The following is an 11,526-nucleotide window of genomic DNA, read 5'->3' on the forward strand; positions in this document are numbered from 1 at the left end:
GGCAGACAGACTCCCGGACCGAGGGAGTCGGCCATGACGAGGGGACGGCACATGATCCAGGTAGAGGCGTTGACGAAACGCTATGGAGCGACCACTGCCGTGGACGGGCTGAGCTTCATCGCCCGCCCCGGCACGGTCACCGGGTTCCTCGGACCCAACGGTGCCGGGAAATCGACGACCATGCGGATGATCGTGGGGCTGGAACGACCGACGTCGGGCACCGCGACGGTCGCCGGTCGGCGGTATGCCGACCTCGACGCCCCGCTGCACGCCGTCGGGGTCATGCTGGACGCGCGCTCGGTGCACCCCGGGCGCACCGCCTTCCGGCACCTCCTCGCCCATGCGCGGACCCACGGCATCGGCCGGTCACGTATCGAGGAGGTCATCGCCATGACGGGCCTCGAGCCCGTGGCGCGACGCCGCGCGGGCACGTTCTCTCTCGGCATGGGGCAGCGGCTGGGGATCGCCACCGCATTGCTCGGTGACCCGGAGGTGCTCATCCTCGACGAGCCGGTCAACGGGCTCGACCCGGACGGTGTGCTCTGGGTGCGCGGGCTCGTGCGCGACCTCGCCCGCCAGGGGCGGACCGTCCTGCTGTCCTCCCACCTCATGCACGAGCTCGCGCTGTGCGCCGACAGGGTCGTCATCATCGGCCGCGGCCGCCTGCTCGCCGACGCGACGGTGCAGGAGATCGTGGACCGCTCCGAACGTGCAGGTACGGTCCGCGTGCGATCGAGCGAACCGGAGGCGCTCGAGAGGGCGCTCTGCGCGCTGGGTGCCGAGGTGCTGTCCGTCGAGCCGGGGACGCCGCGGGGGGTGCTCCGCGTCCGCGGGGTATCCGTCGACGAGGTCGGCGTCGCCGCCGGCCGGTGCGGTGCCATGGTCTTTGAGCTGGCGACCGAGGGGGGCTCTCTCGAGGACGCCTACCTGGAGCTCACGGCAGACGCCGTGGAGTACCGCGGACGCGCCACCACGGTGGGCCCCGAGGCAGGTGCGCGGTGACCGCCGCGGCAACAGACCGGGCCACGTCCAGCCCCACGTCCCGCCCTGCTCCCACCACGAAGGGTCCCACCGTCCTCCGGGTCGTCGCCTCGGAGTGGAGCAAGCTGGTCAGCCTGCGCTCCACAGCCTGGACCGCGGCAGTCACCGTCGGTCTGACCTGGGTCACGGCCTATCTCTCCGCGAACGCCTCATCCGGAGACCCGGGCTTCGAACCGCTCAGCTCGTTGTCGCAGGGCCTCGTGCTCTCCCAGCTCTCCATGCTCGTGCTCGGAGTCCTCGCAGGCACGGGAGACTTCCGCGCCGGGGGTTTCCGGACGACGTTCACAGCGGTCCCGCGCCGGCTCCCCGTCCTCATGGCCAAGGTCCTCGTCACCACGCTCGTCGGAGGCGTGGTCGCGGTCGTGTCGTTGGCGGCACTGGTCCTGGGAGTGCTGCCGGCGGCGCGTTCGCGCGACATCCCGCTGGACCTCACCGCCCAGTGGACGCCGCAGGTGCTTCTGGGTTCAGGCCTGCTGCTGCTCGGGATGGCGCTGCTCGGGCTGGCCGTCGGCTCGCTCGTGCGCCGGACCGTCCTGGCGGTGACAGTGGCCCTCGCCCTGGTGTTCGTCCTGCCCGTCGGCTTCGTCCTCGCTGCAGATCTCGCCTCGCCGCCCCAGGTGGGGGTCTCGACCGAGACTGTGGTGACCGAGCTCGACCCAGTCAGCACGGTCATGGAACTCATGCCCTCTAATGCCGCGTACCGGATGACGACCACTCCGGACAGCGCAGGACCCGACGGCGCACCTGACCTCGGCCCGGTCGGCGGCGGTCTGGTCTTCGCCGCGTGGATCCTCCTGCCGCTCGTCGCAGCCGGCATCCGCCTACGTACCCGTGATCTGACGTGACGATGTCACAGTGGCGCCCGGCCAGGGCCTCCGGAGCCAGAGGGCGGACCGTGACCTTCGCCCGTGTCGTGGCGGCGGAGGGCACGCGTCTGGCGAGCGTGCGGTCGACCGGGTGGACGGCGCTCGCCACGGTCGCCGCCGCCGCCAGCGTCGCTCTCGGTCTGGGGCTGTTCGTCCAGACCGGCGATGGCACCTCAGGGACGGCTCTCGTCGTCTCCGGCGCGGTCGTGGCTCAGCTCGGCGCCCTCGTCCTCGGCGTGCTGGTGGGGACCGCCGACTACACCTGGGGGACGGCGACGACGACCTACACCGCAGTCCCGCGACGGCTCCCGGTTCTCGCAGCGCAGGCACTCGTCGTCGTCGCTGCGGCGCTCGTCACCGCGATGCTCGCCCTCGCGGCGTCCATCCTCGTCACCGCCGCGCAGCGCGACACCGCCGGACTGCCCCTGGCCCTCGCCGAGGCCAGCTCGTGGCGCCCCCTCGCGGGCTTCGCGGTGTACATCGTCTGCGTGGCACTTCTCGGCCTGGGCGCGGGTTCCCTCCTGCGCCACCCGGCGGCCGCACTCGTCAGTGGGATCGGGCTGCTCCTCGTGCTCGACAGTGCGCTCGCGGCCAACCCGGGACGGATCTGCGACACGGTGCGCTCGCTGCTGCCCGGCGTCGGGACCAGGCTCCTCCAGGACGACGCGCAGGTCGCCGCCACCGAGGCCGCGAACCTCGGGCCGACCCTGGGGGTCGGTGGTGCGGCCCTCGTCCTCCTCGGGTGGGTCGTCGTCGTCCTGCTGGCCGCGGCTGTCCGGCTGCGGCACTCCGACGTGACGATGGCGGCTCGGCAGTGACCCGCTGCCCGTCTCAGATGAGAAGGTAGGCACCATGCCTGAGAAGGACGGCACATTGCCCGCCTCCCGCACCGCCGCAGTGACGGCGCTGGTCGTCGTGCTGAGCGGGTGCCTCACGGCGCTGCTCGCCCGGTCGACGGTCGAGGGCATCGTCCAGCTGGGCATGTTCCCCCAGGGCGCCGTCCAGCTCTGGTCGGTGCCGGCAGCGTGGCTCGCCGGCACGGCTCTGGCTGCCGCAGCGCTCGCGGTCGGGCGGGCGCGGCCGCTCGTGGTTGCTGTGGTTCTCACGGCACTCGGGATCCTCTCGCTGGTCACGAGCGGCGTCCTGGGGATCCTCGGTGCTTGTGTCGCGATCGCGGTCTATCGCGTCGCCAGCGCGCGGTCGGCCCCGGTCACGTGGGCTGCGGTGGCCGTCGTCTTCGTCGCGCTCACGGCGGCGATGTGGCGGTGGCAAGACATCGGTGCGGGCGAGATGGCGCTCTGGGCGGGCTTCGTGCTGCCGGAGGGGATCGAGACTGTCCATCGGATGGCTGAGCCTGAGTTCTCGGCAGGCCGACGAACTGCCTCGGCGGCATTCCTGCTCGTCCTCCTGCTCCTGGCGGTCGCGACCGGGTCCGGCGTGCGGGCCCGGCGGCTGGACGCGCAGGCCGTCGTCGACCGCCGCGAGGCGACGGCACGTGACCACGAGGCGAGCGCGGCGCTCGGGCGCGCCTCCGAGCGTGCCCGGATCGCGCGCGAGATGCACGACATCGTCGCGCACAGCGTCTCGGTGATGATCGCTCTGTCGGACGGTGCAGCTGCTGTCCTCGACCACGCCCCCGACCGTTCGCGCGAGGCGCTGCGTGAGCTCTCCCGGACCGGACGGTCCGCGCTGTCAGACATGCAGGGGGTCCTCGGAGCGCTCGACCCGGCGGACGAGCGTGAGGCGCACCTGGATCCGATGGAACCGACCGAGATCAACCTGCAGACGATCGTCGACAGGTTCCGAACTGCTGGCCTCCCGCTGACCGCAACGGGCCTCGACGTGGCCCTGCCCCTGGACACCACTGTGCGGCTGGCGCTCGTGCGGATCGTCTCCGAGGCGTTGACCAACGCTCTGCGGCACGCCCACGGCGTGACGTCGGTCCAGGTGGCCGTGCGCCGCAGCGACACCGACGTCGAGGTCGAGGTGCTCGACGACGCCTCGCCCGGGCTGGAGCGGACCGGTGCGATGATGCCCGGCGTGCAGGGATCAGGTCGCGGCCTCTCCGGGATGCGGGAGCGGGCTGCGCTTCTCGGCGGCCACGTCCTGGCCGGCCCACGGACCGGCGGTGGCTGGCGTGTCCTCGTCGTGCTGCCGTGTGCGACGGAAGGGTGACCATGACGACGGTGCTGCTGGTCGACGACCAGGCGCTGCTGCGCATGGGACTGCGCATGGTGATCGACGCCGAGCCCGACCTGGACGTCGTCGGTGAGGCCTCCGACGGCGCTGTCGCTGTCGACCAGGTCGCCGCCCTGGCGCCCGATGTCGTGCTCATGGACATCCGCATGCCCGGGATGGACGGCATCGAGGCCACCCGGCTCCTCGCCCAGGATCACCCCTCCACACGCGTTCTCGTCCTGACCACCTTCGACGTCGACGAGTACGCCTTCGCGGCCCTTCGCGCGGGCGCGAGCGGGTTCCTCGTCAAGAGCGCGCGTCCTGAGGAGCTCGTCGACGCGATCCGCACGGTAGCGACTGGGAGCTCCGTCGTCGCTCCGCGGGTGGTGCGCCGCATGCTCGACCTCTTTGCCGCGCACCTGCCGAGCGGCGCGGCCGCCCCACCATCGGGGGCTGTGAGCCCGGCGCTCCGAGCGCTGACGCCCCGAGAGCTTGACGTCCTGCGGTGCGTCGCGGAAGGGCTGTCCAACGCGGAGATCGCCGAGCGCCTCGTGCTGTCGATGACGACGGTCAAGACGCATGTGGGCAACATGCTGGCCAAGCTCGGTCTCCGCGACCGGGTCCAGGCCGTCATCTTGGCCTATGAGTGCGGGCTGACCGGGAGGTAGAGGGACCGCCGAGGAACACGTCCCGTGCTGGACCCATCCGCGCCCCACCCTGCCTCCGAACCTCGTGCGAGACGCCCCGCACGAGCGGGGTGACGACCCGAGGAGACTCCGATGAACGTTCGCAACCGCACCTCGTACACGATCACAGGTGTTGCCGTGCTCGCACTGCTCGGGCTGTCCGCCTGTAGCAACGACGACGACAGCACAGACAGCTCGTCAGCAGCGGCTACCACCGAGGAGTCGATGGAGAGCGAAGACACCATGGCAGACCCGGCTGCGAACCTCGTGGGCACCGAGTGCGAGGCCTACGCCGCCGCTGTCCCTGAAGGACCAGGATCGATCGAGGGGATGTCGACCTCCTCGGTGACCGAGGCAGCCTCGAACAACCCGATGCTCACCACCCTCACCGCCGCGGTGAGCGGTCAGCTCAACCCGGACGTCAACCTCGTGGAGACCCTCGACGGCGGAGAGTTCACGGTCTTCGCACCGGTCGACGACGCCTTTGCGCAGATCGACGCAGCGACGATCGAGGGTCTGAAGACAGACTCGGACACGCTGACCAAGATCCTCACCTACCACGTGGTCCCCGGCCAGCTCACCCCCGACGAGGTCACCGGTGACCAGACCACCGTCGAGGGCGGGACCGTCACGGTCACCGGTTCCGGCGACGACCTCATGGTCAACGACGCCCAGGTGCTCTGCGGTGGCGTGATGACCGACAACGCCACGGTCTACCTCATCGACTCGGTCCTCATGCCGACGTCCTGACACCAGCCCCCCCGGGCACAGGTCCGCTCCCGCCTGGGGAGCGGGCCTGTGTCGTGCCCGGGCCCGCTCGTGCGCAGCGGTCCGACGACGTGCGCCAGCTCAGGGGGGCCGCGGGTGAGGTCTCGTGCGCCGGTCAGGTCTCGACGGCGACGAGAGGCTCGGAGGTCGGCTGGTCAGACCCTCCGGCCGGTTCGAGCGTCACGGCCAGCGTGGTCCCGGCAGGCGCCTCGAGCAGCGCCGTCGCCGACCCGTCGACGGGATGGATGAGACCGGCGGAGCTGATGGTGTCCCCGCTGATCGCCCAGAGCTGGTAGTCGTGGCCGTCACCGGGGTCGGCCATGCCGGAGGCGGCGAGCATGACGTGGCCGGCCGAGACGAGGGCGCTCACCTCACCACCACCGTCCATCTCAGCGGTGAGGACCTGGGCGTCGGGGTCGGCGAGCATCTGGGCGATCGTGTCGGCCTCGGCCTGCAGCTCGCGCTGGGTCTGCTGGGACTGGATCGCGATCGTCGTCGGGATCGCGACGGCGACCACCACGGCCGCAGCCATGCCGAGGGCGGCCAGGCGGCGCCGCAGCGGGTGGGCGACGGGACGGTGGGAGGTCCGGGTCACCGGCCGGGGGGACGGCGCGGCGCCGGTGGCGCTCGCGGTCTCGGTGCTGTGCCTCGCGTCCGCGGCGACGCGGGTGAGCACCTGGTCGCGCAGCGAGGTCGGCGGACGCTCGTCGACGGTGAATGCCGCGACCACCTCCCGGTACTCGTCGAGCTCGCGTCGAGCGTCCGGGTCGGCGGCGAGCAGGCGCTCCACGGCGTGCCGGTCGGTGTCGTCCACGGCATCGAGGGCGTAGGAGGGCAGGAGGTCGTGGTCGTCGTCAGCCATGGTCCACCCCCAGGCACGTGCGAAGTCGGATGAGCCCGTCACGGATGCGGCTCTTGATCGTGGGCAACGAGGCGCCGAGGTCTTCAGCGACCTCACGATAGGTGCGGTCGCCGTAGTAGGCCCGTAGCACGGCATCACGCTGGGTCTGCGTCAACGACCCCAGGCAGCGTCGCACGCCCGCGGCCTCGAGCCGTTGCTCGACATGCTCCACTACGACGTCGTACTGCGCGGTCGCACCGGACTGGTCCATGTCCCGCTGGTCGCGGTGACGGCGTGCCTGCTCCGAGCGCACCCGGTCGACCGCACGGCGTCGGGCGAGCGTGACGACCCAGGTGCGGGCGGAGCCGCGCGCCGGGTCGAAGCGCGCAGCGGTCTGCCAGAGCTCGACCATCACGTCTTGGGTCACCTCTGCCGCGTGGTCCGGATCGCGCAGGACCGCCAGGGCTGTGCCGTATGCGGCGGGGGACAACGCGTCGTAGACGGGAGCGAACGTGTCTGCAGTGCCCGTGGCGCAGGCGATCAGCGCTGCGTCTAGGGCGTCGGGTCCACTCGTCCTGGCGGTTGCCACGCGCACAAGTCTGCCTCAGGTCCTGGTGCTGTGCGTCCCCGACGGGTGCCGGGGCATCTATGGTTCGACGCGGGCAGCCGCAGGGATGGGGCGGCGCCCTGTGGCGTGCCTCACGGGTTGCCCGCGCTCACGCGAGCGGGCCGGTTTGCCCGGCCGGCGCCGGCTCGTGGAGGCGCTGGGGGAGGTGCCTGCGCCAGCTGGAGACGACGACGGCGAGGCAGCCGAGCGCGATCACCGCGCCGGCGGTGAACATCTGCGGGTACGTCCACCTGCCGGCGAGCGCTGCGAGCAGCACCGGGACGAAGAAGCCGACGTAGGCGAGGGAGTAGAACACCGCGACGACGCCGGCGAGTCCGTCCGGGTCGGCGATCCGCTGCGCCTCCATGAGCCCCGAGACGAGCAGCAGACCGTAGGCCGAGCCGAGCGCGGCCGCCGCGACGAGCGTGGCGAGGATGCTCAGCGTGGCCGAGGCCCACACCGCCAGCAGCATCCCGGCCACCGTCACCACGAGGGCGACGGCCACCGCGCGAGAGCTGTGCGGGGTGTCCACCCGCTTGGCGAGCTGCTGGGTGATGAAGCCGCACCCGAGCCCGATGAAGCAGAGCAGCCCCGAGAACGCCGTCTCGTAGCCGGGGAGCTGGTGGGCCACGAGGGTGGGCAGGATCGCGTAGGCGCTCGCGGCGACGCCGAACACCCACGGTGACGCGGGGACCACGACGAGCAGGAACCGGCGGTGGCGGGCTGCCGGGACGCGCAGGTCGTCGCGCAGCCGTCCGGGGGTGAGGGTGCGCGGCCGGGTCTCGGGGACGGAGAGCATGAGGGTGGACAGCGCGAGGGTGATGACGATGTTGACCACGTAGGGCAGGGCCGTCGGCGCGGGGCCGAACTGGGCCAGGGCCGCGGCGACGGCCGCACCGAGGCCGAAGCCCGCAGTCAGGGCGAGGGAGGCGCGGCGTGCGCCGAGGCCGTCGTCGGCGGAGTCTTCGAAGGGCGGCTGGGAGAGCTCCTTGACCCAGCTCGTCCCCACCGCCATGACGAGGCCGAGCGCGATCCCGGAGAGCACCCGCCCGGCGTAGAGCAGGGTCGGGATGTGCGGCCCGAGGGCGAGCAGGGCGCTGCCGGCGATGGCGATGAGGGGTGCGGGCAGCATGAGCGGACGGCGCCCGTACCGGTCCGAGAGCGGACCGCCGATGAGCAGCGCGGGGACGATCCCCAGCACGTACGCGCCGAGCAGGGCGTTGACCGCGAGGGAGCCGAGGCCTTCGTGGCGGTACATGACCAGCAGCGGGGTGAACTCGTTGCCGCCCCATGCGACGGCGAAGAGCCCGCCGCAGGCGCGCAGCCAGGGCTGGGCCATCGGTCGGCGAGTGCGCGGTGACGCGGTGCGGGCGGGCTCGACGGTGGTGGCGGCAGTCATCGCAGCAGGTCCCGGTGGATGTCGTTCATGTGCGCGCCGAGCGCCTCGGCGAAGCCGGCGGCGTCCTGGTCGGCGATGAGGGCGGCGAGGGCGGTGTGCTGGGCGACGATCGCCTGGAGCTGACCGTCGCGCGCTCGCACCGAGCGGGCGGTCATCCGGTGCTGACGGTCCCGCAGCGTCCGGTACACCTCCCGCAGGATCGAGTTGTCGCCGGCGTCGACGATGCCCTGGTGGAAGTCGACGTCGGCCCGGGCGAAGGCGGCCAGGTCGCCCGCCGCGGCGGCGCGGTCCTGGGCGGCGACGACCTCGCGCAGGTGCGCGGCGAGCCGTGCGGCGTCGTCGCCGTGCCGGACGACCTTGGCGACCGCTGCGGACTCGATCACCTGACGGGCCTCGACCACCTCGGCGATCTCGCCGGGCTGGACCGGGCGTACCAGGGCCCCGCGCTTGGGGAAGAGGTCCATCCACCCCTCGGCCTGCAGCCGGAGGAAGGCCTCGCGCACCGGGGTGCGGCTGACGCCGAGCTCGTCGGCGATCTGTCCCTCGCTGATGAGGGTGCCGCCCGGCAGCGTCCCGTCGAGGATCCGTTCGTGCAGGAGGGCGTGCGCGCGGTCTGCGGCGGAGGCCGGGGGCGGGGTACGCGGGGTGCTGGCCCCGGGGGAGTAGTTGTCACCGGTCACAGCGGGCGGCCCTGGAGCATGGGAGGACTTCTTTCGATCGCACCATAGATACAAGTTGCATCTTAGACCTGCTGATCAGGTGCAGTGATCCGGGGGATCGGCGATGCCCGCCTGTGGACCAGCCCGGGACGTCAGCGGCGCCGCCTACAGTGGGCAGGTGACTTCGCTCGATGTAACCCCGCCGCCCGCCGCCTCCGACGCCCCTCTCAGTGCGCTCGACGTGCTGCGCTCGGTCTTCGGCTACGACGCCTTCCGCGGTGACCAGGCGGAGATCATCGCGACCGTCATCGAGGGCGGGGATGCGCTGGTGCTCATGCCGACCGGTGGTGGAAAGTCCCTGTGCTACCAGGTGCCGGCCCTCGTGCGGCCCGGCGTCGGCGTCGTCGTCTCCCCGCTCATCGCCCTCATGCAGGACCAGGTCGACGCGCTGTCTGCGCTCGGGGTGCGTGCCGGCTTCCTCAACTCCACCCAGATGCCCCACGAGCGCCGGGCTGTCGAGGACGCCTTCCTCGACGGGACGCTCGACCTCCTCTATCTCGCCCCCGAGCGGCTGCGGGTGCCCGAGACCCTGGCCCTGCTCGACCGTGGCCAGGTGTCGCTGTTCGCGATCGACGAGGCGCACTGCGTCTCCCAGTGGGGGCACGACTTCCGTCCCGACTACCTCCAGCTGTCCGTGCTGCACGAGCGCTGGCCGGACGTGCCGCGCATCGCGCTCACCGCGACGGCGACCGAGACCACCCACACCGAGATCGCCCGGCGGCTCCAGCTCACCGACGCCCGGCACTTCGTCGCCAGCTTCGACCGCCCCAACATCCAGTACCGCATCGCACCGAAGAACAACCCGAAGGCGCAGCTCCTCGAGCTGCTGCGCACCGAGCACCCCGGCGAGGCGGGGATCGTCTACTGCCTCTCCCGCAAGTCGGTCGAGCAGACGGCGGAGTACCTCGTCGCCCAGGGGATCCCGGCGCTGCCCTATCACGCGGGTCTCGGGGCCCAGGTGCGTGCCGCCAACCAGTCGCGCTTCCTGCGCGAGGACGGCCTCGTCATGGTCGCGACCATCGCCTTCGGCATGGGGATCGACAAGCCGGACGTGCGCTTCGTCGCCCACCTCGACCTGCCCAAGTCCGTGGAGGGGTACTACCAGGAGACCGGCCGCGCCGGTCGTGACGGCGCGCCCTCCACCGCATGGCTCGCCTACGGCCTGGCCGACGTCGTCCAGCAGCGCCGCATGATCGACACCTCCGAGGGCGACGCCGCGCACCGGCGCAAGCTCTCCGCTCACCTGGACGCCATGCTCGGGCTGTGCGAGACGGTGGAGTGCCGCCGCGTGCAGCTGCTGGCCTACTTCGGCCAGGTCAGCGCGCCGTGCGGCAACTGCGACACCTGCCTCGCGCCGCCGCAGACCTGGGACGGGACGGTCGCGGCGCAGAAGTTCCTCTCGACCGTGGTGCGCCTGGAACGTGACCGCGGCCAGCGCTACGGCGCCGGACACCTCGTCGACATCCTGCTGGGGAAGGAGACCCCTCGGGTCACCCAGCTCGGCCATACGTCGCTGAGCACCTTCGGCATCGGCGCCGACCTGTCCGACGGCGAGTGGCGCGGCGTCGTGCGCCAGCTGCTGGCCCGCGGTCTGCTCGGGGTGGACGGCGAGGGGTACGGGACCCTCGAGCTCACCGAGGCGAGCGCCGAGGTGCTGTCCGGCGGCCGGCCGGTGATGCTGCGCCGGGAGGCCCCCAAGGCAGCCAAGGCCGCACGCACCCCACGATCAGGGGCTCGCGGCGGAAAGGCTGTGGTGGACCTGGACGGTTCTGCCGCTGCGGTCTTCGAACGGTTGAGGGCCTGGCGCGGTGCGACGGCCAAGGAGGCCGGGGTGCCGGCCTACGTCGTCTTCCACGACGCGACCCTTCGAGACATCGCCGTGCTCAGCCCGTCGACGCTCGACGAGCTCGGGACAGTCAGCGGTGTGGGGGCGGCCAAGCTTGAGAAGTTCGGGGCGGGCGTGCTCGAGGCAGTCGGCGGCTGATCGTCGAGGCAACCGTGCCAGCGCGGAGAGGTCCAGATCACACCCTCCCAAGATGCGGTGTTCCTGTGTCGTTGACAAGATCATTGTGCAAAGTCGCAGTTAAGCGGCCATGAACCAGGAGGTAGCGACATGGAACTCATCGGACTCATCATCTTCGGTGCAGTCATCGGAGCGCTCGCACGGCTGTTCATGAAGGGGTCGCAACCCATCGGGGTGCTGTGGACGATCATCCTCGGGGTGCTCGGTGCGCTGGTCGGCTACTGGCTTGCCGGCCTGCTGGGTGTTGAGGACACGGCCGGGATCGACTGGATCCGCTGGATCATCTCGATCGTCGTGTCGATCATCTTCATCTCCATCTATGTGGGGGCGACGAGCAAGAGCCGTCGCTGACGCACCCGCAGACAGACCACATGACGTGCGGTGCCCACCGGGGCACC

12 protein-coding genes are annotated in these 11,526 nt (G+C 71.6%); 8 read left to right on the forward strand and 4 right to left on the reverse strand.

All coding sequences use genetic code 11. The features are described 5' to 3' along the window. Nucleotides 1–51 precede the first annotated feature (51 nt). From SS2_RS16400 to SS2_RS16425, 6 genes are all read left to right on the forward strand, one after another. A complete protein-coding gene (locus SS2_RS16400; protein WP_066466048.1) occupies nucleotides 52–1,002 on the forward strand; it encodes an ABC transporter ATP-binding protein in 951 nt (316 codons plus the stop codon). Then, entirely contained in the window at nucleotides 999–1,886 is an 888-nt protein-coding gene (locus tag SS2_RS16405; RefSeq protein ID WP_066466049.1) for an ABC transporter permease, read from the forward strand. The genes SS2_RS16400 and SS2_RS16405 overlap by 4 nt, the downstream gene beginning before the upstream one ends. 50 nt (nucleotides 1,887–1,936) lie before the next feature. Next, nucleotides 1,937–2,725 (forward strand): hypothetical protein, encoded by a 789-nt coding sequence (locus SS2_RS16410; RefSeq protein ID WP_245643667.1) that lies wholly within the window; start codon nucleotides 1,937–1,939, stop codon nucleotides 2,723–2,725. A 34-nt stretch (nucleotides 2,726–2,759) separates the two neighbouring features. After that, complete coding sequence (locus tag SS2_RS16415) at nucleotides 2,760–4,082, forward strand: sensor histidine kinase (RefSeq protein ID WP_083942361.1); 1,323 nt, start codon at nucleotides 2,760–2,762, stop codon at nucleotides 4,080–4,082. Between the two features lie 2 nt (nucleotides 4,083–4,084). Further along, on the forward strand, nucleotides 4,085–4,753 hold the full coding sequence (locus SS2_RS16420) for a response regulator (RefSeq protein WP_066466058.1): 669 nt from the start codon (nucleotides 4,085–4,087) through the stop codon (nucleotides 4,751–4,753). Between the two features lie 111 nt (nucleotides 4,754–4,864). Further along, on the forward strand, nucleotides 4,865–5,521 hold the full coding sequence (locus SS2_RS16425; protein WP_066466059.1) for a fasciclin domain-containing protein: 657 nt from the start codon (nucleotides 4,865–4,867) through the stop codon (nucleotides 5,519–5,521). A gap of 133 nt (nucleotides 5,522–5,654) precedes the next feature. Here SS2_RS16425 and SS2_RS16430 read toward each other — a convergent pair whose 3' ends face one another. The 4 genes from SS2_RS16430 to SS2_RS16445 all read right to left on the reverse strand — a co-directional run bounded on the left by SS2_RS16430 (nucleotide 5,655) and on the right by SS2_RS16445 (nucleotide 9,066). Next, entirely contained in the window at nucleotides 5,655–6,401 is a 747-nt protein-coding gene (locus SS2_RS16430; protein WP_066466060.1) for an anti-sigma factor, read from the reverse strand. Next, nucleotides 6,394–6,969, reverse strand: a complete 576-nt coding sequence (locus SS2_RS16435; RefSeq protein ID WP_066466113.1) for a sigma-70 family RNA polymerase sigma factor — start codon at nucleotides 6,967–6,969, stop codon at nucleotides 6,394–6,396. Before SS2_RS16435 ends, SS2_RS16430 begins: the two co-directional genes overlap by 8 nt. 127 nt (nucleotides 6,970–7,096) lie before the next feature. After that, on the reverse strand, nucleotides 7,097–8,386 hold the full coding sequence (locus tag SS2_RS16440) for an MFS transporter (RefSeq protein ID WP_066466061.1): 1,290 nt from the start codon (nucleotides 8,384–8,386) through the stop codon (nucleotides 7,097–7,099). Then, complete coding sequence (locus SS2_RS16445) at nucleotides 8,383–9,066, reverse strand: GntR family transcriptional regulator (protein WP_066466062.1); 684 nt, start codon at nucleotides 9,064–9,066, stop codon at nucleotides 8,383–8,385. Before SS2_RS16445 ends, SS2_RS16440 begins: the two co-directional genes overlap by 4 nt. Before the next feature lie 103 nt (nucleotides 9,067–9,169). Here SS2_RS16445 and recQ point away from each other — a divergent pair, with 103 nt between their 5' ends. Both recQ and SS2_RS16455 read left to right on the forward strand, forming a co-directional pair. After that, entirely contained in the window at nucleotides 9,170–11,089 is a 1,920-nt protein-coding gene (recQ, locus tag SS2_RS16450) for a DNA helicase RecQ (protein WP_083942363.1), read from the forward strand. Between the two features lie 129 nt (nucleotides 11,090–11,218). Beyond that, complete coding sequence (locus tag SS2_RS16455; RefSeq protein ID WP_066466072.1) at nucleotides 11,219–11,479, forward strand: GlsB/YeaQ/YmgE family stress response membrane protein; 261 nt, start codon at nucleotides 11,219–11,221, stop codon at nucleotides 11,477–11,479. Nucleotides 11,480–11,526: the final 47 nt, after the last annotated feature.

Origin of the sequence: Sanguibacter suarezii NBRC 16159, assembly GCF_001552735.1 — a bacterium.
In the GTDB taxonomy this organism is placed as follows: Bacteria; Actinomycetota; Actinomycetes; order Actinomycetales; family Cellulomonadaceae; genus Sanguibacter; species Sanguibacter suarezii.

Bases quoted from the DNA above. Each gene is read 5' to 3' on its own strand.
- recQ (WP_083942363.1), top strand. From the start codon at position 9,170: ATGCCCGCCTGTGGACCAGCCCGGGACGTCAGCGGCGCCGCCTACAGT.
- SS2_RS16425 (WP_066466059.1), top strand. From the start codon at position 4,865: ATGAACGTTCGCAACCGCACCTCGTACACGATCACAGGTGTTGCCGTG.
- SS2_RS16430 (WP_066466060.1), bottom strand. From the start codon at position 6,401: ATGGCTGACGACGACCACGACCTCCTGCCCTCCTACGCCCTCGATGCC.
- SS2_RS16440 (WP_066466061.1), bottom strand. From the start codon at position 8,386: ATGACTGCCGCCACCACCGTCGAGCCCGCCCGCACCGCGTCACCGCGC.
- SS2_RS16400 (WP_066466048.1), top strand. From the start codon at position 52: ATGATCCAGGTAGAGGCGTTGACGAAACGCTATGGAGCGACCACTGCC.
- SS2_RS16420 (WP_066466058.1), top strand. From the start codon at position 4,085: ATGACGACGGTGCTGCTGGTCGACGACCAGGCGCTGCTGCGCATGGGA.
- SS2_RS16415 (WP_083942361.1), top strand. From the start codon at position 2,760: ATGCCTGAGAAGGACGGCACATTGCCCGCCTCCCGCACCGCCGCAGTG.
- SS2_RS16455 (WP_066466072.1), top strand. From the start codon at position 11,219: ATGGAACTCATCGGACTCATCATCTTCGGTGCAGTCATCGGAGCGCTC.